Annotated in this window: 21 protein-coding genes and 1 tRNA gene; 12 read left to right on the top strand and 10 right to left on the bottom strand. The window is 41.8% G+C overall.

Annotated elements, in window-relative coordinates; genetic code table 11:
• Positions 1 to 632: 632 nt before the first annotated feature.
• The gene (locus tag HMPREF0106_RS07695; protein ID WP_009040540.1) at positions 633 to 4,766 is read left to right on the top strand and encodes a two-component regulator propeller domain-containing protein; all 4,134 of its coding nucleotides are present in this window, start codon (positions 633 to 635) and stop codon (positions 4,764 to 4,766) included.
• Positions 4,767 to 4,846: 80 nt separating this feature from the next.
• Here HMPREF0106_RS07695 and pulA read toward each other — a convergent pair whose 3' ends face one another.
• The 3 genes from pulA to HMPREF0106_RS07710 are packed head-to-tail and all read right to left on the bottom strand — an operon-like array spanning position 4,847 to position 7,770.
• Positions 4,847 to 6,853, bottom strand: coding sequence for a type I pullulanase (gene pulA, locus HMPREF0106_RS07700; protein ID WP_009040539.1), 2,007 nt, complete (start codon positions 6,851 to 6,853; stop codon positions 4,847 to 4,849).
• A 51-nt stretch (positions 6,854 to 6,904) separates the two neighbouring features.
• Positions 6,905 to 7,471, bottom strand: coding sequence for a crossover junction endodeoxyribonuclease RuvC (gene ruvC / locus HMPREF0106_RS07705; RefSeq protein WP_004300848.1), 567 nt, complete (start codon positions 7,469 to 7,471; stop codon positions 6,905 to 6,907).
• Positions 7,468 to 7,770 (bottom strand): DUF4286 family protein, encoded by a 303-nt coding sequence (locus HMPREF0106_RS07710; RefSeq protein WP_004304386.1) that lies wholly within the window; start codon positions 7,768 to 7,770, stop codon positions 7,468 to 7,470. The genes ruvC and HMPREF0106_RS07710 overlap by 4 nt, the downstream gene beginning before the upstream one ends.
• 115 nt (positions 7,771 to 7,885) lie before the next feature.
• On the opposite strand from HMPREF0106_RS07710, the gene HMPREF0106_RS07715 reads away from it, so the two are divergent.
• From HMPREF0106_RS07715 to HMPREF0106_RS07725, 3 genes are all read left to right on the top strand, one after another.
• A tRNA-Ala gene (locus tag HMPREF0106_RS07715) sits at positions 7,886 to 7,959 on the top strand.
• Positions 7,960 to 8,056: 97 nt separating this feature from the next.
• Positions 8,057 to 9,055, top strand: a complete 999-nt coding sequence (locus HMPREF0106_RS07720) for an AAA family ATPase (protein ID WP_004311410.1) — start codon at positions 8,057 to 8,059, stop codon at positions 9,053 to 9,055.
• Between the two features lies 1 nt (position 9,056).
• Positions 9,057 to 9,476, top strand: a complete 420-nt coding sequence (locus HMPREF0106_RS07725; protein ID WP_004304388.1) for a hypothetical protein — start codon at positions 9,057 to 9,059, stop codon at positions 9,474 to 9,476.
• A gap of 54 nt (positions 9,477 to 9,530) precedes the next feature.
• Here HMPREF0106_RS07725 and HMPREF0106_RS07730 read toward each other — a convergent pair whose 3' ends face one another.
• From HMPREF0106_RS07730 to HMPREF0106_RS07740, 3 genes are all read right to left on the bottom strand, one after another.
• A complete protein-coding gene (locus HMPREF0106_RS07730) occupies positions 9,531 to 9,743 on the bottom strand; it encodes a hypothetical protein (protein ID WP_004304389.1) in 213 nt (70 codons plus the stop codon).
• A 128-nt stretch (positions 9,744 to 9,871) separates the two neighbouring features.
• On the bottom strand, positions 9,872 to 10,738 hold the full coding sequence (locus HMPREF0106_RS07735; protein ID WP_009040537.1) for a hypothetical protein: 867 nt from the start codon (positions 10,736 to 10,738) through the stop codon (positions 9,872 to 9,874).
• A gap of 890 nt (positions 10,739 to 11,628) precedes the next feature.
• Entirely contained in the window at positions 11,629 to 12,645 is a 1,017-nt protein-coding gene (locus HMPREF0106_RS07740) for an energy transducer TonB (RefSeq protein ID WP_004304392.1), read from the bottom strand.
• A 120-nt stretch (positions 12,646 to 12,765) separates the two neighbouring features.
• On the opposite strand from HMPREF0106_RS07740, the gene pheS reads away from it, so the two are divergent.
• The 8 genes from pheS to HMPREF0106_RS07780 all read left to right on the top strand — a co-directional run bounded on the left by pheS (position 12,766) and on the right by HMPREF0106_RS07780 (position 22,883).
• Positions 12,766 to 13,785 (top strand): phenylalanine--tRNA ligase subunit alpha, encoded by a 1,020-nt coding sequence (gene pheS / locus HMPREF0106_RS07745; protein WP_004300862.1) that lies wholly within the window; start codon positions 12,766 to 12,768, stop codon positions 13,783 to 13,785.
• 148 nt (positions 13,786 to 13,933) lie between these two features.
• Positions 13,934 to 15,133, top strand: a complete 1,200-nt coding sequence (locus HMPREF0106_RS07750; protein WP_004300864.1) for an MFS transporter — start codon at positions 13,934 to 13,936, stop codon at positions 15,131 to 15,133.
• On the top strand, positions 15,130 to 15,807 hold the full coding sequence (nth, locus tag HMPREF0106_RS07755) for an endonuclease III (RefSeq protein WP_004300865.1): 678 nt from the start codon (positions 15,130 to 15,132) through the stop codon (positions 15,805 to 15,807). Before HMPREF0106_RS07750 ends, nth begins: the two co-directional genes overlap by 4 nt.
• Positions 15,808 to 15,900: 93 nt before the next feature.
• Entirely contained in the window at positions 15,901 to 17,160 is a 1,260-nt protein-coding gene (locus HMPREF0106_RS07760) for a phosphoglycerate kinase (protein WP_004300866.1), read from the top strand.
• 106 nt (positions 17,161 to 17,266) lie between these two features.
• Positions 17,267 to 18,241: an ABC transporter substrate-binding protein gene (locus HMPREF0106_RS07765; protein ID WP_009040536.1), complete on the top strand. Its 975-nt coding sequence runs from the start codon at positions 17,267 to 17,269 to the stop codon at positions 18,239 to 18,241.
• A 10-nt stretch (positions 18,242 to 18,251) separates the two neighbouring features.
• The gene (locus tag HMPREF0106_RS07770) at positions 18,252 to 19,295 is read left to right on the top strand and encodes a porin (protein WP_032851519.1); all 1,044 of its coding nucleotides are present in this window, start codon (positions 18,252 to 18,254) and stop codon (positions 19,293 to 19,295) included.
• Between the two features lie 188 nt (positions 19,296 to 19,483).
• Complete coding sequence (locus HMPREF0106_RS07775; protein ID WP_009040534.1) at positions 19,484 to 20,668, top strand: DUF418 domain-containing protein; 1,185 nt, start codon at positions 19,484 to 19,486, stop codon at positions 20,666 to 20,668.
• A gap of 7 nt (positions 20,669 to 20,675) precedes the next feature.
• Positions 20,676 to 22,883 carry a tetratricopeptide repeat protein gene (locus HMPREF0106_RS07780; RefSeq protein ID WP_009040533.1) on the top strand — a complete coding sequence of 736 codons (2,208 nt, stop codon included), beginning with the start codon at positions 20,676 to 20,678 and terminating at the stop codon, positions 22,881 to 22,883.
• A 183-nt stretch (positions 22,884 to 23,066) separates the two neighbouring features.
• Here HMPREF0106_RS07780 and HMPREF0106_RS07785 read toward each other — a convergent pair whose 3' ends face one another.
• From HMPREF0106_RS07785 to HMPREF0106_RS07800, 4 genes are read right to left on the bottom strand one after another with little or no spacing between them, the layout of a single operon-like run.
• Positions 23,067 to 23,648: a Maf-like protein gene (locus HMPREF0106_RS07785; protein WP_004300871.1), complete on the bottom strand. Its 582-nt coding sequence runs from the start codon at positions 23,646 to 23,648 to the stop codon at positions 23,067 to 23,069.
• 40 nt (positions 23,649 to 23,688) lie between these two features.
• Positions 23,689 to 24,210 carry a KdsC family phosphatase gene (locus HMPREF0106_RS07790; RefSeq protein WP_004300872.1) on the bottom strand — a complete coding sequence of 174 codons (522 nt, stop codon included), beginning with the start codon at positions 24,208 to 24,210 and terminating at the stop codon, positions 23,689 to 23,691.
• Entirely contained in the window at positions 24,191 to 24,985 is a 795-nt protein-coding gene (locus HMPREF0106_RS07795; protein WP_004311403.1) for a Rossmann-like and DUF2520 domain-containing protein, read from the bottom strand. Before HMPREF0106_RS07795 ends, HMPREF0106_RS07790 begins: the two co-directional genes overlap by 20 nt.
• A gap of 7 nt (positions 24,986 to 24,992) precedes the next feature.
• A complete protein-coding gene (locus HMPREF0106_RS07800; protein ID WP_004300874.1) occupies positions 24,993 to 25,328 on the bottom strand; it encodes a hypothetical protein in 336 nt (111 codons plus the stop codon).
• Between the last annotated feature and the right edge of the window lie 2 nt (positions 25,329 to 25,330).

Genomic DNA, 25,330 nt, shown 5'->3' with positions numbered 1-25,330 from the left:
GACAGCAAGGCAATACGTGCTGAATATCTATACAGAAAACCGGGCTTATGCAAGACCTTTCAAAACAGAATTCGGATAAGAATCCTTTCTTTCCGGTTAGAATCTGCGTATTACCTCAAGTCGCATCGTGGGGTAAGGGGATGGTGGCTACATATTGATGTTGTGCTGTTGCTTTTTACTGAAAGCTGCTACTAACGACTCATAAATCTACCCTTAATCGTGTATTGGATGATAGTTGCGGATTTTAGGTTAATTAATAATGATAGTGGTTAATCCAAGTTATAGGTTTTTCTCTTCTTATTTATAATAAGGAATAGAGTAAGGAATTCATGTTTCCATAAGCAGTTATTATTTTAAGGTGTCCGACAATTCATTTTTTTGGTTAATGCAAATTTATGGATAATATATCAAGCATAGGTGGAGATTTTGTTTCAAGCAATTGACAGGCGGTTACATACACTTGCATGTACGTTACAAGCTATTGCACACCCGTTACATACCCCTCCCAGAAGCATCCCTAAAGGGTTTGCACGTAACATCAGTAAAAGGAAAAGTAACAAAGCTAATGCTATTTTAATTTAATATAGTATCTTTGTCTATATAAAAAGCACCAATAAACCCTGCTTATATTAATGAGTATGAAAGCACAAATCCTATTCCTTTTTTCCATATACTATTTCCTGATAGGAAGCACTCCTGTTATGAAAGCACAGACCGGCAAATTCTATTCAACAGACAAAGAACTTTCCAACAGTCTGATCAATGCCGTATATCAGGACCGGAAAGGATTTATCTGGATAGCTACCGAAAACGGACTTAATAAATTCGACGGGACACGTTTCTCGATCTATCGACATAATGCTACGGATAGCACCAGTTTGAAAAACAACTATGTACGGACATTATTCGAAGACAGTCGCGGTAATTTCTGGATCGGATGCATCAATGGCTTACAGCGATATGACCGCGCCACAGACAACTTTCACGAATTATTCATCTCTCGGAAAGACGGACGAAAGAATCCTCATATCACTTCCATTATTGAACGCCGGAACGGAGATCTTTGGATAGCAACTTCCGGACAAGGCGCCATATCCCTAAAAAAGAACAGCAATCCCGCCTCCTTCCATATCGAAACCGAACTGACAGACCGGATAGGTAGTAACTACCTGAATGTCATTTTCGAAGATTCCCGGCAAAATTTATGGATTGCTACAGAAGAAAAAGGACTTTACCGTTATTCTCCGGAAAATAAAGAGCTTAAAAGCTATAAAGCACCTTATCATATAGCAGGTGATGACGTTTCTGCCATTTGTGAGGATGCACACGGACAAATTTTCGTAGGAACCTTGACAAAAGGTCTTTTCAGACTATCATCCCGGCAGGAAGGAAACTTCGAACCTGTCCTCTACCAAAACCGGATGAATTTGAATATCCGGACTCTCATCATTGATACCCGTGGAAAACTTATCATAGGAACAGACGGTGAAGGAGTAAAAGAATATCAGCCTCAACAAGATATTATTGTGGACAGTGAGATTAATGCGGGTCCCTTTGACTTCTCCAAATCCAAGGTTCACTCGTTAATCGAAGATAAAGATCACAATTTATGGCTGGGCATTTTTCAGAAAGGTTTGATACTAGTGCCCGGCATTTCAAATAAGTTCGACTACTACGGCTACAAATCAATACACAACAACACCATTGGTTCCAGCTGTGTTATGGCTATTCATACAGATGAACAAGCTACAATCTGGATAGGTACGGATAACGACGGATTATATGCCATAAACGATCAGGGAAAACAATTACGCCATTACACCCATCAGGCAGGTAATCCCCAATCTGTCCCCGGCACTATCCTATGTCTCTATGAAGATTCCAATCAGGAACTTTGGCTAGGATCTTACTTCAATGGTCTGGCACGGATGAACAAACAAACCGGAACATGTCAAGATGCCACCTCGCTTTTACAAGGAAATCTTAACGCAGGCAAGCCCAAAGTTTCCTGCATCATTGAAGACAAAAACAAGAATCTCTGGGTGGGTACTTATGGTTCGGGCTTATACAAAATCAATTTACCAACTCAACATGTCACCTATTACGAATCTACCCGCAACGAAAACGATGACTGGAGCATCAACCGACTTCCAAACGATTGGATCAGCTACCTACTGGAAGATAGAGAGGGAATGATATGGATCGGCACTTATAAAGGTCTGGCCGTACTCAATCCTCAAACGGACAATTTTATCAATTATAAAAAGCAAAACAATCTCCTCCCCGGGTATGTCGTTTACAGTTTATTGGAAAGTAGTAATGGAGAGATCTGGGCTGGTACTTCCGAAGGATTGGTCTGCCTGAATAAAGACAGACTAACACCTGTACTTTTCACTACTGCCGATGGACTCCCCAGTGATATTATTTGCGGCCTGGCTGAAGACGAGAAAAAAAATATATGGATCAGTACCCATCAGGGAATCTCCAAACTGAATCCTCCGGAAAAGAAGTTTATCAACTATTATGCAGGCGACGGTCTGCAAGGAAATGAGTTTACGCGCACTGCTGTATTTAAAGATAAACGCGGCAAGATATTTTTTGGAGGTACCAATGGAGTAACAGCTTTCTACCCCCAGGATATCACCGAAATCAAAAAAGAAATGAATGTATTGATTACCGGCTTTCACGTTGCTAACCGCCCTGTGAAAAAAGGGGATAAATCCGGCAACAATGTCATCACTGATACTGCTGTCATGGATACCGAGCAATTTACACTGGCATATAATGAAAATACATTCAGCATTGATTTTTCTGTTTTGGAATTCAGCAATCCCGACCGGATTAGTTATCAATATAAGATAAAAGAATTAGGCGATGAATGGATCAGTACGCAACCGGGAACAAACCGGGTGACTTATAGCAGTCTGAAACCGGGGAAATACACTTTCTCCGTACAGGCACGCGACCATAATAATTTCTCTAATATCCGCACAGTTACTATTGCCATCACTCCACCCTGGTACCAGACCTGGTGGGCAAAAGTAATCTGGGGATGCCTCGGAGCATTACTAATCTATGCTCTTACCATGTATATTCTGTCACGTATCCGCCACCGGCAAGAAGTGATGCGACAAAAACACATGGAACAGATTAACGAAGCCAAATTACAATTCTTCATTAATATCTCACATGAAATACGTACCCCGATGACTCTTATCATCAGCCCGTTAGAGAAACTGTTAGCCGAACATTCCGAGAAACAACCGGTTTATCTCATGATTTACCGGAATGCCCAACGTATTCTACGTCTGATCAATCAACTGATGGACATACGAAAACTGGACAAAGGACAAATGCATCTGAAATTCCGGGAAACAGACATCGTAGGATTTATCAATGACTTGATGCAAACATTCAATTATCAAGCGCAAAAAAAGAACATCACATTTACTTTCGAAAAAGAACTGGAAGGTGCTGATTCTCTGAAAGTATGGATTGATCTAAATAACTTTGACAAAGTATTGATGAATGTCCTTTCCAATGCTTTCAAATATACACATGAGGGAGGAAATATCGAAGTGTTATTGAAAACCGGTCACAACGATGCCTACCGGGGTGCTTTGAAAGATTATTTCGAGATAGATATCACCGATAACGGAATCGGTATTGACAAAAACAAAATAGAACAAATATTCGAACGTTTCTATCAGATTGACAACGACATGACACAATCTAATTTCGGTACAGGAATCGGACTGCATCTTTCACGGTCGTTAGTGGAACTGCACCACGGCATCATCAAAGCAGAAAACCGCGAAGACGGACAAGGAACCCGTTTCATCATCCGCCTGCCGTTAGGTAGTAATCACTTGAAAGCAGAAGAACTGGAAAATCCTGAAGAAACCGGAAGCGAACCAACAATCTCCCAACTTCCCAAAGATTCGATCTATGAAACGGAAGAAGAAAACAAAACTAACGAGTACAGGAAACCCAAAGCAAAAACACGTTATCGCGTCTTAATCGTAGAAGATGATGAAGAAATACGCCGCTACATACGTAGCGAACTGGATAGTGATTTCCGTATCTATGAATGTACAAATGGACGGGAAGGACTGGAAACCATTTTGAAGGAGAAACCCGATCTCGTCATCAGTGATGTTATGATGCCCGAAATGGATGGGATCACTCTCTGCCGGAAAATAAAACAGAATATCAATATCAATCATATACCAATTATATTATTAACCGCCAAATCGAAAGCCGAAGACCAAATCGAAGGGCTTGAAATTGGAGCAGATGCTTATATCGTAAAACCATTCAACACTGAATTATTACGAACTACTATCAGTAATCTGATAGCCAATCGGGAAAGACTGCGTGGCAAACTGGTAGGTGAACAACAAGTAGAAGAAAAAATAACAAAGATAGAAATGAAGTCCAATGATGAGATCTTGATGAGTAAAGTAATGAAAACCATCAATGACCATCTTGCCGACCCTACCCTTAATGTAGAGATGCTGGCAGCCAACGTTGGAATGAGCCGCGTACATATGCACCGCAAATTAAAGGAGTTGACTAATCAGTCAGCACGAGATTTCATTCGTTCTATCAGACTGAAACAAGCTGCCAATCTGCTACGTGAGAAGAATCTAAGCGTTTCGGAAGTTGCATACGCTACAGGCTTCTCCAACCTCTCTCATTTTTCCAATACATTCAGAGACTTTTACGGAATTTCACCGAGTGAATATAAAGAACAACAGATGTAACAAACAGAATTAGACTTGTTACAAACAAGAATCTAAATTAGAAAGAAAGCCGTTATTGATATGACAAATAATGACTAAAGCTACTTATACATAATCAATGCAGACTGTCCGGGAATAATTACTTCCGGTCCGATCTGCGTACCTAATCCACGCACATCTATCACACCATCTTTGCATACCACTGTATATTTACCAACAGGCACTTCCAAACGCGCAGGAGTCATACGGGAATTAAACGCCACGATAATATCTTCCCAACTATCTCCGTTCGCATGATCCTTCAGGCGGAATGCAATCAGGTTTTGTCCTTCCACCGGAAGAAACTCCAGATGCTTCCAAACCTTTTCCGCATCTCCCATACGGAAAGCGGGATGGGACTTACGCAGATCTATGAGTCGCTTATAATACATGAAAACATCTCCGTTCGTCGTTTTACGTCGCCAATCGATAGCATTGACTGCATCCGGACTCTTATAACTATTGCCCACTCCTTGTTTATCGCGCATCACTTCTTCTCCTGCATAGATAAAAGGAATACCTTGCGAAGTGAAGACTACCGTCTGCGCAAGCTTATCAAGTCGAACCAGTTGCTCGGGAGTAGCTCCCGGCATACTTGCTTTCAAGCGATCAACAAGGCACAAACCGTCATGGCAGGAAACGTAGCTAATCATCTGGGTAGGCTGCTCCGCCCACGGTTTCTGACTGTAATTAACAGAATCACACCGTACTTGCGGATGCTCAATAGCACCCACAATTCCGAATTTAACACTCATTTCTGCTCCCGGAACTCCGGCGAGGAAAGCCCCTTTCTCCTTTTTCCACACAGGTCCGCAAAGCCCATCACGCAATTCATCCGAGAATACGGCAATTCCCGGCATGTGGGAAACATTCCCTTTCATTGCCAACGAATCTGCCGGATATTGGGGAGTGTCGGCTGCCCAACCTTCTCCATAAATACAAATGGTAGGATCAACCTTGTTCACCGCTTTCCGGATCTCATTCATGGTTTCAATATCATGCACTCCCATCAAGTCAAAACGGAAACCGTCAATATGATATTCTTTTATCCAATAAAGAACGGACTCTATCATAAACTTGCGCATCATAGGGCGTTCACTTGCCGTCTCATTACCGCATCCGGAACCATTTGCCAATGTCCCGTCTTCTTTCTGACGATAAAAATAACCGGGAACAGTACGTTCAAAATTACTTTCAACGGTATTAAAAGTATGATTATAAACCATATCCATTATCACACGGATACCAGCTCTATGCAGTGCTTGTACCATTTGTTTGAACTCTTTCACACGAGTGGCAGGTTGATAAGGGTCAGTTGAATAAGAGCCATCCGGCACATTATAATTCGCCGGATCATATCCCCAGTTATAGTGGTTTTCTTCCAGTTTTGTTTCGTCGATAGAAGCATAATCAGAAGAAGGAAGAAGATGTACATGTGTCACTCCCAGTTCTATCAAGTGATCGATACCGGTCAATAACTTATCTGAATTCATGGTCCCGTGTTCAGTCAATGCGAGGTATTTACCTTTATTCTTAATTCCCGAAGTAGAATCAACCGAGAAGTCACGATGATGCATTTCATAGATAATCATATCAGCAGGAGATTTCAGAGAAGGACGTCTGTCACTCTCCCATCCCTCGGGATTTGTAGTCTTCCAGTCAATAATGGCAGCACGTTTCCCATTCACTCCGACAGCATGGGCATTGATTCCCGGCGTGTCTCCCTGCCATTTATCATTGATTTTTACATTGAAGGCATAGAATTTGCCAAGCAGGTTCTCATCTACTGAAGTTGTCCAGGTTCCATCTTCTGTGGGCTCCATCTTTACTGTTTCATAAGCATGTCCGCCTTCACCGGCATCATATAGCATCAGGCGTACTTCTTCTGCAGTTGGTGACCAAAGATAAAATTTGGTTGCCAACGGCGTATATTCCATTTCCGTAAGACTTCCCGTACGAACCGGATACAGCTCAAAAGAAGCATATTCCTTTTTCGCAGGGGAGCAGCTCATTACTGTTGTCACTGTAGTCACCCCTAATATTGCTAAATAATTACCTCCCATCTTCATTTAAACCTCCCCTAGATATTTCCTTTATATCTATCCCTATAATCAGTCGCTTTACTTCACCTTATCCGGATTCTTCGCTATAAAATCCTTCCAGCTATTATAACCTTTTTCCATTGTCGGCCGCCCCATTTGCAGGAAATGACAATAGGCTGCTGCCAATCCGTCTGTTGCATCCATAAAAGTAGGCATATCCTCTTTGGGAAAGCGCAACATCCGCTGCAACATATCCGCTACCTGTTCTTTGGATGCCTGCCCGTTTCCGGTGATAGCCATCTTTATCTTCAAAGGAGCATATTCCGTAATCGGAATGTCCCGGCTCAACGCCACTGCCATCGCTACCCCCTGTGCACGGCCCAACTTCAACATCGATTGTACATTTTTACCGAAGAAAGGCGCTTCAATAGCCAGCTCATCAGGCAGATAACTTTCAATAATACTCAATACCCGTTCATGGATATGGCGAAGTTTCAGATAGTGGTTGGCAAATTTACGCAAGTCGATAATCCCCATCGCAATCATTTCGGGCTTGGTTCCTTTCACTCTTAGAACACCGTATCCCATGATTGTCGTACCGGGGTCAATCCCCAGGATTATCTTTTCTTTTACCGGTTGAATCACTCTATCACCTCCATCAGGGTCGGAAACCCGATCACTTTATCTTTAAATATTTTTGCCAGTTCGTCATTCAAACGTACTCCCTGTTCCAAATGCCAACGATGCAGTAACCCACTGCTTTCCACCTCCCATTGCAAAGAATACGCACTTCCTTCTTCCCGATGACTTAATATCCGGCAAATGCGGGGTGCCTTCAACGCACCGTGTTTCTGTACTTCAGGAATATAACTCTCTTTTATCCAAATCATGAAATTGTCGTGAACGTCATCGTCCACTTGAAAAGTTGTATTATAAATCAGCATATCTTAATTTCATACTATTATTTACCGCAAACATAGCAATTATTTCAGAATAATGCATTATATTTGCGGCAACAAAAAAGATTCGTTTACAAACGTTATCATATAAGATAGAAAAGGGGCGTTAGCTCATCTGGCTAGAGCGCGACACTGGCAGTGTCGAGGTGATCGGTTCGAGTCCGATACGCTCCACTTTTTAAAAGAGCAATTTCCAAAAGAGTTGCTCTTTTTTGATAGCCTTCTTGAAGTAATTATATTGTACGAATCAGAACCAAGTTATTTGATAATTATGGAGCGCAAACTTATCATTCGTAATTTTGGAGCTATCGCTTCAGCAGATATTGCATTGAAAGACTTCAATATCTTCATAGGTGAACAAGGAGCCGGAAAGAGCACAGTGGCCAAACTAATTACTATCTTCGAGAATAGTAGGGATAAAGTTTTGAAGGTTGATTCCGACTATTTAATGACTAAGTTCTCCGAGTACAATATTATTTCGTATTTTAATCCGGACAGCTATATTAGTTATTCTTCAGAACAAGGAGATATCACCTACGAAGATGGTTCCTTCAATTTCACTTTTTCGTACCATTCGACAAGCCATAATTTATACATTCCGGCAGAACGCTTCTTCATTAGTACATTCTCCCGCTCCATAGCTACTTTGGTGTTGTCCAAAGCACCTATACCAGTCACATTGTTGGAATTTGCCTCTTTCTATGAAAAAGCAAAGAACCTATTCGTAAATTATCAAGTTCCTATTTTCAATATAATATTCCAAGTCCGTGAGGCTAGTGAGAATCTAGTTTTAAGCAATTATGATAAAATCATTCCATTCAAAGACGCATCGTCGGGTATTCAATCCGTCGTACCCTTACTCATGGTTATTGATTACATCACCAAGGAGCAATCGGACACTCACTTCGTAATAGAAGAACCGGAACTTAATCTCTTTCCTGAAACTCAAATTGCTTTGCTCCAACACATAGTAAAAGAATGTCATCAGCTGACAATAACAACTCATAGCCCATATCTACTGTCGGCTTTAAACAATATGCTAGAAGCCGGTAACGTATCTAAGTTACACCCGGAAAAAGAAGAAGAGATTGCAGCACTCATGCCTAAAAGCAGTTGGGTTGACTTTAATAAAATTACTGCCTATAAGATAGAAAAAGGACATATCATTTCTATCTTAGATAAAGAATATAACATCATTGTCGCCGACCAAATAGACTCTACTTCAGATGAACAGGGAAGGATTTTTTCTTCATTATTAGATTTAGAATAATATGGCAATATTCAAACAAGCCTGCACATGGGAAGTAACAGATAAGTTGCTGGTAGTAAAAGAAAATAAATGCAAATGCGTTTTCTCAAATCCCAATCAGCATCTACTCACAAAAATAAAGGTTGATGGTTGCCAAATTACTGATGGCATCAGATGTGACTACCTGATACTCGACCATTGTCACAACGAATATTTTGTTGAATTAAAGGGGAAAGATCTGCCTCATGCTGTTGAACAACTGGAAGCCAGTATCCAGCAATTATCAGCCCCCAACCATACAATTAAAAAAAAGGCTATTATTGTATCAAGCCGTAATCCCTCCAATGACACTTCGGTACAAAGAGCTAAAGCTATGTTCAAGAAAAAATATGGAGTAGAGCTTATACCCAAGAATATACAAATAGAAATTACAATCAAATAATATCCCGACAAATCAGACTTCCTTTTTTTTGCATAAATAGCAAAAAAAGGACCTTTATTCAAGGTCCTTTTTAATCACTTCGTCCATTTCTTTTATACGTTTCTCACGATCTTTAATGGGACCGTCTTTCTTGTCATTCTTAAATGCGTCATCGGCACGGTCGGCAACCTCGCCGCTCCATTCCTCAAACTGGTCCTTAGCCGGACGACCATTCGGCTCGATATTTTCCTCGGCTATCGAATCATGCCTGTTAATCATATCATCCATAAGTTTTCGTTTTAAAAGTTTATGGCTATAAGACAATACAAACGAAGAAAAGTTTTCTATTTTAATGATTTTTGAAGAAATCAGCCATGTTATTATACTATCAAAGAAACACTCCAGCCCAATCTGTGTCATTCATCCAGATACCTATATAAATTGCAGTTGCCGGCAACGTCCAGTACATTCAGCTCTTTCAAGCGTTTTTCCACTTTCTTTTGTGAAACCAGCCCGAAATTCCGTAACATATCACGCAACTTCCTAAACCCATATTGAGAAGTGATTTGTAGCAGTTCCCGAAGTGTTTTTATATCAGCTTCAGAAATGATCCGCTGCGAGCGAATATCGAATTTCAATTCTGTGATAGGAGTATCAAGTAAAGCCTTTGCCGCTTTTATATCTTCGGGAATAAAAATTTCCGGATTCGTTTCTTCCGCCTCTCTCATGAACATATCATTATCAAAGCCATTTTGGCGGAATTTCATTTCATACGCCCGTACTGTTGCTTTAAGACGGATATTTTCTTCCTTATAAGTCCTAAGGAATCCCGCTTGAGATTTTATTTCCTGTACAAGTCCCTCAAATGCTTTCTGCGCTTGACGATATTTCATGCGTTTCCGGACACTAAAATCCTTAATATTTCCTTGTAAGACGGTATAAAGAAATAGTTGCCGTCTTTCATCATTCCTTATCATTCCGGCAAGCTCCTTTATTATTAACCGGATCAATGGGGTCAACTCTTTCAGTGATTGAAGTAGAAAAAATTCCTCTTCATTTTCCTTCATCTTCTCATCCATCCGGCGTTTGTGTTCTTCTTCGGAAAGACTGAACCGGATATTTCGTTCAAGACAATCCGTCAGACTGTTTTCATCAAGCATTAGATAATCGCCGACTTCTGAATAAATAATCTCTTGCCTTTTACACCAAGTAATAATACGTCTGGTAGATACCTGATACTTGGTTGCCGCTTCTTCAATACCAATCCATTGTTTTGTTGTCATACCTCGTTTTATTTTTAGATGTATGCGTCGCAACCAGATATAAAAAAAGGTGCGAACGATACATGTATTTCCTAGTAGAGGTAGTCGCATACCCATAGATGAAAAATACAGTATGCCCGCACCAGAACTTATATATCGATAGGGATATAAGCTTGGCACGGACATTTGATTTATCATCTATTCGAAAATGCGACTTTCCTACTAATAAATTAAATGTCCTATAAATACAAGTCCGGCTGTCAAAGGTCCGGTCCTTGATTGCAAATATACTTCTTTTTTCTGAAAAGAAAGATAATAAATGACAAGCTTTTTAGTTACAATAGAATTTTATATAAGACAAATAAGTAAACAACTACACGGGAGAATAGTTTCATCGGTGAGAAACTAAAGTTCCATCAGTGTGAAACTATAGTTTCATCAGTAAGAAACTAATAGTTCCAAGCAAGAGAAACTAAAGTTTCAAGGCGATGAAACTGTAGTTTCGAACCGCAAAACCAATAGTTTCAAGGCTTGAAACTATCGGTTACAAGGCAGGTCCCGCCCCGTAAGTACAGGGGTAATAAATAAAATAGCTTATCTGCCTGTGGTTAATACTATTCAGGCAATGAAACTTCATCTGTGATTTTTACTTGATTTGGGTATGCATCTCTACCATACCGTCTTTGCAGTGCGTTTATATCTTCTTAGCTTTGCAGTGACAGCATTATTGCCGTCACAGTGCTGTCACCATGCTGCTGTCACGCCATTAACTTTTCATAATCAAACAGTTAAGTTACAATCTGTGACAGATGACAGCAAATTTATTTTTTTTATTTATTGGAGAGAGTATAAGTTCAACTTATAAATGCAATATTTCTTTTTTATTAATCGGACTTTAGATGCAAAGTTGCTTATTTATTCCGATAGAGTTGCGGACGGAAAGGAACATAAAGAGTGTAATTACTATCCGCCGGCTTTCCTCCCACCAATGCAGGTGACCATTTCGGCATTCCTTTGACAATGCGGAGAGCCTCCTCTGCAAATTCCGGATGAGTGGAACGTAGAATATGAGGACGAAGGATAACCCCTTCTTTATCAATAGTAAACTCACATAAAGCATAACCCGAAACATTCTTCTCCAAAAGCCCTGACGGATAAACCATTTCACTGGCAATATATTCTTCCGGAGCCATCGCAGAGAAATGAGCAGGTTCTTCCACTTGCCTTCCGGAAAGCGTCTTTGAACGGGGACCCACCGGATAAATTCCGATATACATCGGCCGCTTATAAGCATCCGGCTCTTCCTTGGTGCGCTGTTGCAATGCTTTTAATAAAGCAGCGGCCTCCACTGCCAACGTCTGTTCAGAAATATTTTCCCCTCGGGATAACATATAAGCCGACTGACAAACCAACACGAGACGTTCCATCAACGTTCCCTTTTCCGGCGACCATTTACGTCCCATCTGCTCTTTACCTTTAGCATCCGTAGAAGAGAAAAAATAAACAATTCCATCCAAACCAGCCGTAGAACCGTCCAAATCCTGTACCTGCTCTGTCACCAAACGAAAGATAGCCCCTAAAGACTGATATAGGGAAGCACTAATGACAACCGATTTAGTATCCACCGTCACCGTCCCCTTCTCTGCCTGCCAATAAGTACGCGATAATGTGTTCGAAACCAGGGTATAACGTCCATTCCTCTTCTCTACCGACATTGCATACTCCGGCGAAAAGGAAGGGATAGCTGCAAAACGCGCATAAGGCTGTTTCTGGAAGCCCGTATTAAGTAAAGAAAACACACTACGATAATATTCGCCTAACTCGCCTGTATAAGTGGAAAAAGGTTTCACCGGCTCCAAATAGTCAATCTGGGCCGCAAGGCGAAAAGAAAAGGTTAAAAGCAGAAGACAGAAAACAATCTTTTTCATAAGTTGCCGGATTTTCGGTACATATCGGCAACAAAGATACAAATTATTTCGATGGTTCGTGATAAAATTATATCTTTGCACGGTTTTTACTAAGAAACTGAATAACAATACATCAAAAATATGATAGCTAAGATTGAACAACTTCTGAAAGAGGTGGAAGCCTTACACGCCTCCAATGCCGAAGAACTCGAAGCTCTCCGCATCAAATACCTAAGTAAGAAGGGAGCCATTAACGACTTAATGGCAGATTTCCGTAATGTAGCTGCCGAACAGAAAAAAGAAGTCGGCATGAGACTGAATGAACTGAAAACAAAAGCGCAGGACAAAATCAACGCGCTGAAAGAAATGTTTGAAAGTCAGGACAACGATTGTGACGGACTGGATTTGACGCGTTCGGCTTATCCTGTAGAACTCGGTACACGCCACCCGCTCACCATTGTAAAGAACGAAATCATTGATATCTTTGCCCGTCTGGGATTCAGCATTGCCGAAGGTCCGGAAATTGAAGATGACTGGCACGTGTTCTCGGCACTGAACTTTGCCGAAGACCATCCGGCACGCGATATGCAGGATACTTTCTTTATCGAAGCTCACCCGGACGTAGTATTGCGTACACATACTTCTTCTGTACAGACCCGTGTGATGGAAACTTCACAGCCTCCTATCCGCATCATCTGTCCGGGACGTGTATATCGTAACGAAGCTATCAGCTATCGCGCACACTGTTTCTTCCATCAGGTAGAAGCGCTGTATGTAGATAAAAACGTATCATTCACCGACTTGAAGCAGGTATTGCTGCTCTTCGCCAAAGAAATGTTCGGTGCTGATACAAAGATCCGTCTGCGTCCGTCTTACTTCCCGTTTACCGAACCAAGTGCGGAAATGGATATCAGCTGTAATATCTGCGGCGGTAAAGGATGTCCGTTCTGTAAACACACCGGCTGGGTAGAAATCCTCGGTTGCGGTATGGTAGACCCGAACGTACTTGAATCAAATGGTATAGACAGCAAAATATACAGCGGTTATGCCCTCGGTATGGGTATCGAGCGTATCACAAACCTGAAATATCAGGTGAAAGACCTCCGTATGTTCTCTGAAAACGATACACGCTTCCTAAAAGAATTCGAAGCGGCATATTAATAATGTGCTAAATTTACCAGTATGCCAATGTTCCCAATGAAACCGTCGGACGGTGATCGGGACATTGGCATATTCATCAACAGACCAATCAGGCCAACGGCGTTGGTTTCCAATCAATGCGAATCGGTCGATTGAACGATCATTCATTATGGCAAAGGATAGACTCATTACTCCCAGTTATTGTTTCATCTTGGCAGCCAACTTCCTGCTATACTTCGGTTTCTGGTTGCTGATTCCTGTTTTGCCGTTCTATTTATCCGAATTCTTCCAGGCTGGAAATTCCACTATCGGCATTGTCCTCTCCTGCTACACGGTGGCAGCTCTCTGTATCCGTCCATTTTCCGGTTATCTGCTCGACACGTTTGCCCGAAAACCTCTTTATCTGTTTGCTTACTTCATCTTTATGATGATGTTCGGCGGATATTTAATTGCCGGTTCCCTTACCTTATTTATTATATTCCGAATCATTCATGGCGTCTCTTTCGGAATGGTCACAGTAGGCGGAAACACGGTAGTAATAGACATTATGCCCTCTTCCCGGCGAGGGGAAGGCTTAGGTTATTACGGGCTTACCAACAATACAGCCATGTCCATCGGACCGATGTTCGGACTGTTTCTGCATGATGCGGGAGTTTCTTTTGCTACGATATTCTGCTATGCATTCGGTTCCTGTATTTTAGGTTTTCTATGCGCAAGTCTGGTTAAAACGCCCTACAAGCCTCCTGTGAAACGGGAACCGATCTCGCTCGACCGCTTTATCCTGATGAAAGGACTGCCTGCCGGACTTAGTCTGCTGTTACTTTCCATCCCTTACGGAATGACGACCAACTATGTTGCCATGTACGCCCGCCAAATAGGATTGAACACACAAACCGGGTTCTTCTTCACCTTTATGGCAGTCGGTATGGCCATTTCGCGTATCTTTTCAGGAAAACTGGTGGATCGCGGAAAAATAACGCAAGTAATAGCTGCCGGATTATACCTGGTTGTTTTCAGCTTCTTCCTGCTTTCAACTTGTGTATATCTGATTCAATGGAATGATACAGCCTGTACCCTGCTGTTTTTTGGCATCGCATTATTAATGGGTGTCGGGTTTGGAATTATGTTTCCGGCATTTAACACGCTGTTTGTCAACCTCGCCCCCAACAGTCAGCGGGGAACAGCGACTTCCACCTACCTCACTTCCTGGGATGTAGGAATCGGTATCGGTATGCTGACGGGAGGATATATCGCAGAAATAAGTACATTTGATAAGGCCTATCTTTTCGGAGCCTGCCTGACGGTAGTTTCCGCCCTCTATTTCAGACTAAAAGTGACGCCTCATTACCATAAAAACAAGCTACGATGAGAAAGAAAGAACGTTATGAGAAAGTAATCGCCTGGTTTCAGGACAACATACCTGTAGCCGAAACCGAACTGCATTACAACAATCCGTATGAGTTGCTGATCGCTGTTATTCTTTCTGCACAATGTACGGACAAACGGGTGAATATCATCACTCCTCCTTTGTATAAAGATTTTCCGACTCCGGAAGCATTGGCTGCCACTACGCCGGAAGTGATTTTCGAATATATACGAAGCGTGTCTTATCCCAACAACAAAGCCAAACATCTGGTCGGTATGGCAAAGATGCTGGTGAATGACTTCAATAGCGAGGTGCCGGATAATTTGGAAGATCTGATAAAGTTGCCCGGCGTAGGAAGAAAGACTGCCAATGTGATCCAGTCGGTTGTATTCAAAAAAGCGGCAATGGCGGTAGATACACACGTGTTCCGTGTCAGCCACCGTATCGGACTGGTGCCCGACAGTTGCACCACCCCGTTCAGCGTGGAAAAAGAACTGGTGAAGAATATTCCGGAAAAGCTCATACCGATTGCCCATCACTGGCTCATCCTGCACGGCCGTTACGTTTGTCAGGCACGTACTCCCAAATGTGACACCTGTGGTTTGCAAATGATGTGCAAATATTTCTGTAACACCTATAAAGTTACAAAAGAGGAACCAAAAGCCAAGAATAAATAACGATTTAATAGCAAGGAACCGAAATAAATAGTAACTTTGCGGTCGTTCTAAAAGAAGAATTTTAAAAACACTTTTAAATAAAAATAGAGTATTATGCAGACAATTGACAAATTCAATTTTGCCGGTAAAAAGGCATTTGTTCGCGTGGACTTCAATGTACCCCTGGACGAAAACTTCAACATTACAGATGACACTCGTATGCGTGCAGCTCTTCCTACTTTGAAGAAGATTCTGGCAGACGGCGGAAGCATCATCATTGGCTCTCACCTGGGCCGTCCGAAAGGCGTTGCCGATAAATTCTCTTTGAAACATATCATCAAGCATCTGTCTGAATTGCTGGGCGTTGAAGTTCAGTTCGCTAACGACTGCATGGGCGAAGAAGCTGCTGTAAAAGCTGCTGCTCTGCAACCGGGAGAAGTGCTGTTGCTCGAAAACCTTCGTTTCTACGCTGAAGAAGAAGGTAAACCAAGAGGTTTGGCAGAAGATGCAACTGACGAAGAAAAAGCTGCTGCTAAGAAAGCAGTAAAAGAAAGCCAGAAAGAATTTACCAAGAAATTGGCTTCTTACGCTGACTGCTACGTAAACGACGCATTCGGTACTGCTCACCGTGCACACGCTTCTACAGCATTGATCGCTAAATATTTCGATGTAAACAACAAGATGTTCGGTTACTTGATGGAAAAAGAAGTGAAAGCTGTTGATAAAGTATTGAACGATATCAAACGTCCGTTCACTGCTATTATGGGCGGTTCTAAAGTTTCTTCTAAAATCGAAATCATCGAAAACCTGTTGAGCAAGGTAGACAACCTGATTATCGCCGGTGGTATGACTTATACATTTACTAAAGCTATGGGCGGCAAAATCGGTATCTCTATCTGTGAGGACGACAAACTTGACCTGGCTTTGGATTTGATGAAAAAAGCAAAAGAAAAAGGTGTAAACCTGGTATTGGCTGTTGACGCTAAGATTGCTGACGCATTCTCTAACGATGCAAATACTAAATTCTGTGCTGTTGACGAAATTCCTGACGGATGGGAAGGTCTTGATATCGGTCCTAAGACTGAAGAAATCTTCGCTAACGTTATCAAAGAATCTAAGACTATTCTTTGGAACGGTCCTACAGGCGTATTCGAATTTGACAACTTCACTCACGGCTCACGTGCAGTAGGTGAAGCAATCGTTGAAGCAACTAAGAACGGCGCATTCTCACTTGTTGGTGGTGGCGACTCTGTAGCTTGTGTTAACAAGTTTGGTTTGGCTAGCGGTGTATCTTATGTTTCAACTGGTGGTGGCGCATTGCTCGAAGCAATCGAAGGAAAAGTTCTTCCGGGTATCGCTGCTATTCAAGAATAAGATAATTGTTAAAATCACATAGTTAATTATTAGAAGGGCAGTTCTTTGTGAAAAGAGTTGCCCTTATTTATAAAAACAGAATTCCTCTTATTTATAAAAACGAGGTATGAAAAGACCGATACTATTCTTTTGGTTCATCCTTTTCTTCCTTTACTCTTGTCAGAGTAAGAAAGGAGATAGCTCTTTTTTACCTCTAACCGAACTGCAACCACTTACCCTGGGCATGATGCCTACACTGGACGGACTTCCTTTTCATATAGCCAAAACGCAAGGCATTTACGACTCATTAGGACTGGATTTGACCATTCTTTCATTCAACTCTGCCAACGACCGGGACGCTGCTTTCCAAACCCGGAAAATAGATGGCATGATTACTGACTATCCCAGTGCGGTAGCATTACAAGCTATTCATCATACTGATTTAGGATTCATCCTGAAGAATGATGGTTATTTCTGCTTCATTGTCTCCAAAGAAAGTAACATCAACCAACTGGAACAGCTCAAGGAAAAGAATATCGCCGTGTCGCGCAACACAGTTATCGAATATGCTACCGACCAGCTATTAAGCAAAGCCGGAATCAAGCATGCGGAAATAAACATGCCGGAAATCGGCCAGCTTCCTCTCCGTCTGCAAATGTTGCAGTACAATCAAATTGATGCCTCTTTCCTACCCGACCCTGCCGCATCCATCGCCATGAACAGTAAACATCGTTCATTGGTAAGTACGCAAGAGTTGGGTATCGATTTCACCGCTACCGCTTTTTCACGAAAAGCGCTCAACGAGAAGAGAGAAGAAATCGAGCTACTCATCACAGGATATAACCTGGGAGTAGATTACATAAAAATGCACCCGCAGAAAGAATGGGAGCAAGTATTGATAGAAATAGGTGTACCCGAAAATCTGACAGGACTCGTTGCCCTCCCCGGTTATCAAAAAGCAAAACGTCCCTCCGCTGAAGCGATAGACAAGGCTATACACTGGCTGAAAGAAAATCACCGAATACCCCAAACCTACTCTGAAAAGAATCTGATTGACACTACATTTATTCCCACAGTATCAACTATAATCAAAATCAAATAACAACTAACTCATGCGAAAAACACTACTCCAACTCTTAACCTTTGTATTATGCATTACAAGTATGCAAAATCCTCTCCTGGCACAGGAGCAGACACCATTAAATCAAGTTGTCAACACACTGAAAGAACGGATTAGTCTCTCCGGATATGCCCAACTGGGATACACTTATGACGATGCAGCGAATCCGGATAACACATTCGACATCAAACGAATCATTTTCATGGCACACGGAAAGATCACCAAACGGTGGACTTGTGATTTTATGTACGACTTCTACAACGGGGGCATGTTACTCGAAGTGTATACCGATTATCAGTTTCTCCCCGGACTTACGGCACGTATCGGTGAATTCAAGGTTCCTTATACCATAGAAAACGAATTGTCTCCTACTGCAGTAGAACTTATCAATTGCTATTCACAATCTGTCTGCTATCTGGCAGGAGTAAGCGGCAGCGATAAATGTTACGGAATGACTTCCGGACGGGATATAGGTATGATGCTTCACGGGAAATTATTTCGTGACTTCCTACAATATAAAGTAGCTGTAATGAACGGACAGGGACTGAATACCAAAGACAAAAACAGTCAAAAAGATGTGGTCGGTAATCTGATGGTTAATCCGCTGAAATGGTTGTCCGTAGGTGGTTCGTTTATCCGCGGAACAGGACACGCCATAGCTGACTCTGAATATACCGGAATCAAAGCAGGAGAAAATTACGCCAAGAGACGCTGGAGTGCAGGAGGGGTTGTCACCACTTCCACTTTTAATCTGCGTACGGAATATCTTGCCGGAAAAGACAGGAATGTGAAAAGTGAAGGTTTCTATGCAACAGGAAGCGTGCGCTTCGCCCGGAATTTCGATTTCATCGCTTCGTTCGATTATTTCGACCCGAACAAAGCAGCAGATTTCAAACAAAATAACTATATTGCAGGCGTACAATACTGGTTTTATCCCAGATGCCGGTTACAGGCACAATACACCTTTTGTAATAAGAAAGGAGACGGACAAAAAGATTCCAACCTGATACAGGCACAGGTACAAGTGAGGTTTTAAATTCAAGGACTAAATTTAAGTATTAGGTATCAAGTATTAGAGCCGAAGCATCAGGGTTAAGTTCCAAGAGTAAAGTATCAAGGCTATAGTAAGTAGTACCTTAACAATAGGATTAAAGCAGTAGAGTTGAAGCAAGCCGAATCAAATAATTATAAAATATAAACCTTATTAATAACAGAACAAAAATCATGGAACACAAAATCGCCGAAACCAACGCCCGAATAGACGTGGCCGACGTATTAAGAGGATTGGCAGTAATGGGGATCATCCTCTTGCACAGCATTGAACACTTTAATTTCTATTCTTTCCCGGAAGAAGTCCCTTTTGAATGGATGAAATTTACCGATCAGGCAATCTGGAGAGGATTATTCTTCACATTCAGTAATAAAGCATACGCTGTATTTGCTTTGCTCTTCGGTTTCAGTTTCTATATTCAGGACAATAACCAACAACGGAGAGGGAAAGATTTCCGCCTGCGTTTTTTATGGAGATTATTCATCCTATTCATTATAGGACAATTCAATGCCGCTTTCTTTACCGGCGAAATATTAACCATGTATGCGATTTTAGGAATTATCCTGCCGATATTCTGCCGGATGAGTGACCGTACAGTTGCCATCTTTGCTACTTTATTAATCCTTCAACCTATCGACTGGGCAAAACTGATCTATGCCTTGTGCAATCCTGACTATGTGGCAGGTAAAAGTTTGGCAGGTTATTATTTCAGCATCGCTTTCGACGTACAAAAACATGGCAACTTCCTTGAAACAGTCCGCATGAATATGTGGGAAGGACAAATGGCTAACATGACCTGGGCTTTGGAACATGGACGTATCTTACAAACACCGGGATTATTCCTATTCGGAATGCTGGTTGGCCGCCGCAAATATTTCCTGTATAGCGAACAGAACGAACGCTTGTGGTTAAAAGCATTAGCCATTTCGCTTCTCTGCTTCTTCCCCATCTACGGATTGAACAATATGTTGCCGGAATTCATCGAACGGAGTGCCGTCCTTGTTCCTCTACAGTTGATATTAAGTTCATTCAGCAGCCTTAGTTTCATGGTATTACTGGTGGCAGGATTACTGTTGACTTTCTACCGTGTGAAAGACCGCAGTTTCTTTATGCGTTTCACATCTTATGGTAAAATGAGTTTAACGAATTATCTCGGGCAATCCATTTTCGGTTCTCTTTTGTTCTATCATTGGGGATTCGAATTGGGACGATATTTAGGAATCACATATAGCTTCCTTTTTGGCATCCTTTTTGTTCTATTACAAATGGTATTCTGTTCGTGGTGGCTCCGACACCATAAACATGGTCCTTTTGAGGGTCTCTGGAAACGTTTGACCTGGATTGGAAAAAATAAATAATTAAATAATGATGAACGAAAAAACGATTAATGAACAATACGCATATATACGTACCTTACTTGAAGAGAAAAGGCTCAAGGAAGCTCTGATGCAGTTGGAATCTCTGCTGTGGCAGTGTCCTGACTGGGATCTACGCACTCGCCTGGAACAATTGCAGACTTCCTACAAATATATGCTGGAATACATGAAACAGGGAGCAAATGACCCTGAACGATGGAATCTGTATCAGAAAATGGTATCAGACACGTGGGGAATTGCCGACCAATCACGTTTGCTCATATTGGATAACGCTTCATCAAGATACTATCATGAAGTACGACGTACTCCCAAATCGTCAGATTTGTCAAACTATGGTCTTAAAACCATATTGCACATACTGGAGTCTTTTAATGACGACTTGGCAGTCAGTGGATTACTGTCTGACGAAAAGATGGATGAAGTATTAAAGCGGCATGAGGACACGCTCAAGTTTATGTTTATAAGAACATGGACGAACAGTGCCTGGACTCCCGAAGACGAGGAAGATGCAAAAGCCATGCTTGCCTCGGAATTACTTCCGGGAGATGATTTATGTTTGTTTGTCAGTGCCCTCACATTAAGCTTGATGGAATGTTTCGACTTACGAAAAATAATGTGGTTGCTTGATGCTTACGAGCATCCCAACGTCAACGTCAGCCAACGGGCATTGGTTGGTGCGATGATTATTTTCCACATTTACAGAAGCCGACTTACTTTCTATCCGGAACTGATAAAAAGGGTGGATCTCATGGAAGAAATTCCTTCATTCAGAGAAGATGTCGCTCGCATTTACCGCCAAATGCTATTATGTCAGGAAACGGAAAAGATTGACAAAAAGATGAGGGAGGAGATTATTCCCGAAATGCTGAAGAATGTTTCCTCCATGAAAAATATGCGGTTCGGCTTTGAAGAAAGCGATGAAGAGAACAACGACATGAATCCGGATTGGGAAGATGCATTCGAGAAATCCGGACTGGGGGATAAATTGCGTGAAATGAACGAATTGCAGCTGGAGGGTGCAGATGTATATATGAGTACTTTTGCGGCTTTGAAAAACTATCCGTTCTTCCGCGAGGTGCATAACTGGTTTTATCCATTCAGCAAGCAACAGTCTAATGTGCTCAAGGCAATGAAGCAGGCAGGAAATCAGGGAGGCAGTCTACTGGATTTAATTCTTCAATCGGGATTCTTCAGTAACAGTGATAAGTACTCTCTCTTTTTCACGATCCATCAATTGCCACAGTCACAACAGGATATGATGTTGAGCCAACTGAATGAACAACAGGTTGCAGAATTGGCGGAGAAATCGAATGTTGAGACGATGAAGAAATTCAATGAACGTCCGGGAACGGTCAGCAACCAGTACCTGCACGATTTGTATCGTTTCTTCAAACTTAGTGTGCGCAAGAGTGAATTCAGAGATATTTTTAAAGAGAAGCTCGATCTTCATCATGTCCCTGCACTCGACAATATATTGCACTGGGAAGATGTATTATTCCCCATTGCCGATTTCTACCTGTCAAAGGAACGTTGGGACGAGGCTATTGAAATTTATGAAGAGTTGGAAACGATTGGCGGATTCGAAGGAGAGAGTGCTGAATATTACCAGAAGTTTGGCTATGCATTGCAGAAAAGAAAGAAATATGCAGAAGCTATCCAGGCTTACCTGAAAGCAGACACGTTGAAACCGGATAATATCTGGAACAATCGCCATCTGGCTATTTGTTATCGGTTGAACAGAAATTACCAGGTAGCAATCACCTATTATAAGAAGGTAGAAGAAGCTGCTCCGGAAGATACCAATGTGACTTTCCATATCGGTAGCTGTCTGGCCGAATTGGGGCAATATGAAGAAGCACTGAATTATTTCTTCAAACTGGATTTCATCGAGAACAACTGTATTAAGGCATGGCGTGGTATCGGATGGTGTTCATTTATCAGCCAGAAACATGAACAGGCGATGAAGTATTATGAAAAAATAATAGAACAAAAGCCTCTGGCTATTGACTATATGAATGCAGGACATGTTGCCTGGGTGATGGGAGATATTCAGAAAGCGTCCGTTTTCTATGGAAAAGCCATTACGGCTAGTGGAAACCGGGAACGATTCCTGGAAATGTTCCATAAAGATGAAGAAGCTCTTCTCACACAAGGAATTCGGGAAGAAGATATTCCTCTGATGTTGGATTTATTATAGTCTTCCACATCTTTCAGTTTGGGATATTCAGTAAATGTTCCTGCTTAAAAATACAGAAAAAGGCTGCCTCATTTTCTATTTTGAGGTAGCCTTTGTGCATTATTGGACTAAGTATATCTTATGTATTTCATGTAATCAATAAGTTTATTACACTGATATATTCAGATATATTCAAGATACTTACTACAGCTTTTTCAACTCTCCGTACAGTTTCTGTATGGGAAGCCCCATAATATTATAGAAACTACCGGAAATTGATTTAACCCCGATATACCCGATCCACTCCTGAACGCCATAAGCTCCTGCCTTATCCATTGGCTGATAACGATCTACGTAATACAGGATTTCATCTTCCGACAAGACATCAAACAGCACTTCGGAGGAAGCGGTAAAGCTTTTTTGCCACTCAGTAGTAGTTAGGCAAACCCCTGTGAAAACCTGATGAGATTTTCCCGAGAGAGCGCGAAGCATTTCAATGGCTCCTTCCCTACCCTCCGGTTTCCCAAGTACTTTCCCATCTAACCAGACTATGGTATCTGCCGTAATCAATAATTCTCCCGGCTTCATCATGGTACGGTAGGCATCCGCCTTTTCACGGGCAATATATTCAGGTATTTCAGCACCTACCAATGTATCCGGGTATGACTCGTCTACATCCGGCAATGTTCTGACTACATAGTCTACTCCTAGTCCCGACATCAGTTCTTTCCGACGGGGAGAATTGGAAGCTAATATAATCTGATATTTATTTAAGTTATCAAGCATGGTTTTATTCGTTATTAAACAACGATTATTTATGATTAAGTTACCAACCGAAGGCGTCTTCCACCATCCATAGACCGTGAGCTTTCAGCACCTGCTCCACTACATCACGTCCGCATCCACGACCACCGTCTGCATAAGAAATATACTTTGCAACGGATTTCACTTCCGGCACGGCATCTTTCGGGCAGCATGGCAGTCCGCACTCACACATCACTTCAATATCCGGCACGTCATCACCCATATATAGAATTTCATCATCGGTCAATCCGTACTTATCACGAAAAGCACGATAATCATGTATCTTCACAGCAGAACCCATGTATAAATCCTTCACTCCCAGTCCCTCAAAACGGATACGTACCGCTTCTGTCCGGCCACCGGTGATGATAGCTATGTGAAGTCCTTTTTTCACAGCCAACTGGATGGCGTACCCATCTTTGATATTCACCGTGCGCATCGGTTCTCCGGAAGGATGCAAAGGTACGGTTGTCGAACTCAATACTCCGTCCACATCAAAAGCTAAAGCTTTGATACGGGATAAATCATAATTGATGGTGCTCATGGATACTTTTGCTCATTAGTTTATATATTTCCTGCAATGCCGGAGAATCTACCAACATGGCAAGATGATTACTCATCACATTCTCATCGTAACGAACAGCGGGTCCGGTCTGTGCATCACGTGGCGCCAATTCGTGGACTTTACGTGCTGTTTCATCTATCAGCGGAAGCATGACATCGAAAGGCAAGTTGTATTTTTCAAGCAAATCAGCTGCTAATGCATACATGTGATTGGTGAAGTTACAGATAAAAACAGCAGCCAAATGAAGGCTCTTACGTTGCTCGGAAGAAGCCTCGTAGACCTTTTCCGAAAGTGTGGCGGCAACAGCCTTCAACAATTCCACGTCTTCCGGCCTTTTCGCTTCAACAAAGAAAGGCACTTCCTGAAATTTAACTTCACGTTGTTTGCTGAATGTCTGCATCGGATAAAATACTCCGTAACGTTCTGCATGCCCTTCCCAAACGCTCATCGGAATGCTTCCTGCCGTATGCACCAACAAAGACGCTTGCTTTCCTTCTGTTATCTGCGGTAACAAATCTACTAAAGCATCATCTTTCAACGATACGATATACAATTTTGCATCTTTGGAGACTGCCTGTAAATCTGTTGTATATTCAGCTTCTACTTTCTCGGCTAAGGTACGGGCAGATTCCATAGTCCGGCTATATACCTGTACAATGCGGAAACCTTTACGATAAAGAGCTTTCGCCAGATTAGTAGCCAAGTTACCTGCACCGATAAACACGATCGGTGTATCTTCTATACTTCTTTTCATTATTCTCTTATCGTTTTGCAAACCAGAATAAAACGATTCCGATGATGAGCAGTGTCAATGGCAACAGATATCCGGATAACGAACCCAATAAGGACATGACCAAACCGATATTCATCACTAGCCAAAGCCCAAGCAACACAAAACCAATTGATTTATCGCGTTTGAAAATAAGGAAACAGATCGAGGCGTACAATAGCATATTGTCCTTATTCATCACCCAGGGTAGCCCAATGGAAGAAAAATGAATCAGCTTATCGATCAGAAAAAGTGCTCCGATTACAATAAAGGTAACAGCAGTAGCCAGATAGGTATCTTTACTATTATTCGCTTTAGCAGCTCCCATAC

The sequence above is a fragment of the Bacteroides sp. D22 genome (genome assembly GCF_000163675.1).
Classification (GTDB): domain Bacteria; phylum Bacteroidota; class Bacteroidia; order Bacteroidales; family Bacteroidaceae; genus Bacteroides; species Bacteroides xylanisolvens.
Note: the sequence above shows the minus strand (reverse complement) of the source record. Positions and strands in the feature narration are given on the sequence as shown.

Excerpts from the sequence above, each read along its gene's own strand:
- HMPREF0106_RS07695 (WP_009040540.1), top strand. The coding sequence starts at position 633 with ATGAGTATGAAAGCACAAATCCTATTCCTTTTTTCCATATACTATTTC.
- pulA (WP_009040539.1), bottom strand. The coding sequence starts at position 6,853 with ATGAAGATGGGAGGTAATTATTTAGCAATATTAGGGGTGACTACAGTG.
- HMPREF0106_RS07710 (WP_004304386.1), bottom strand. The coding sequence starts at position 7,770 with ATGCTGATTTATAATACAACTTTTCAAGTGGACGATGACGTTCACGAC.
- HMPREF0106_RS07720 (WP_004311410.1), top strand. The coding sequence starts at position 8,057 with ATGGAGCGCAAACTTATCATTCGTAATTTTGGAGCTATCGCTTCAGCA.
- HMPREF0106_RS07725 (WP_004304388.1), top strand. The coding sequence starts at position 9,057 with ATGGCAATATTCAAACAAGCCTGCACATGGGAAGTAACAGATAAGTTG.
- HMPREF0106_RS07730 (WP_004304389.1), bottom strand. The coding sequence starts at position 9,743 with ATGGATGATATGATTAACAGGCATGATTCGATAGCCGAGGAAAATATC.
- HMPREF0106_RS07735 (WP_009040537.1), bottom strand. The coding sequence starts at position 10,738 with ATGACAACAAAACAATGGATTGGTATTGAAGAAGCGGCAACCAAGTAT.
- HMPREF0106_RS07740 (WP_004304392.1), bottom strand. The coding sequence starts at position 12,645 with ATGAAAAAGATTGTTTTCTGTCTTCTGCTTTTAACCTTTTCTTTTCGC.
- pheS (WP_004300862.1), top strand. The coding sequence starts at position 12,766 with ATGATAGCTAAGATTGAACAACTTCTGAAAGAGGTGGAAGCCTTACAC.
- HMPREF0106_RS07750 (WP_004300864.1), top strand. The coding sequence starts at position 13,934 with ATGGCAAAGGATAGACTCATTACTCCCAGTTATTGTTTCATCTTGGCA.
- nth (WP_004300865.1), top strand. The coding sequence starts at position 15,130 with ATGAGAAAGAAAGAACGTTATGAGAAAGTAATCGCCTGGTTTCAGGAC.
- HMPREF0106_RS07760 (WP_004300866.1), top strand. The coding sequence starts at position 15,901 with ATGCAGACAATTGACAAATTCAATTTTGCCGGTAAAAAGGCATTTGTT.
- HMPREF0106_RS07765 (WP_009040536.1), top strand. The coding sequence starts at position 17,267 with ATGAAAAGACCGATACTATTCTTTTGGTTCATCCTTTTCTTCCTTTAC.
- HMPREF0106_RS07770 (WP_032851519.1), top strand. The coding sequence starts at position 18,252 with ATGCGAAAAACACTACTCCAACTCTTAACCTTTGTATTATGCATTACA.
- HMPREF0106_RS07775 (WP_009040534.1), top strand. The coding sequence starts at position 19,484 with ATGGAACACAAAATCGCCGAAACCAACGCCCGAATAGACGTGGCCGAC.
- HMPREF0106_RS07780 (WP_009040533.1), top strand. The coding sequence starts at position 20,676 with ATGATGAACGAAAAAACGATTAATGAACAATACGCATATATACGTACC.
- HMPREF0106_RS07785 (WP_004300871.1), bottom strand. The coding sequence starts at position 23,648 with ATGCTTGATAACTTAAATAAATATCAGATTATATTAGCTTCCAATTCT.
- HMPREF0106_RS07790 (WP_004300872.1), bottom strand. The coding sequence starts at position 24,210 with ATGAGCACCATCAATTATGATTTATCCCGTATCAAAGCTTTAGCTTTT.
- HMPREF0106_RS07795 (WP_004311403.1), bottom strand. The coding sequence starts at position 24,985 with ATGAAAAGAAGTATAGAAGATACACCGATCGTGTTTATCGGTGCAGGT.
- HMPREF0106_RS07800 (WP_004300874.1), bottom strand. The coding sequence starts at position 25,328 with ATGGGAGCTGCTAAAGCGAATAATAGTAAAGATACCTATCTGGCTACT.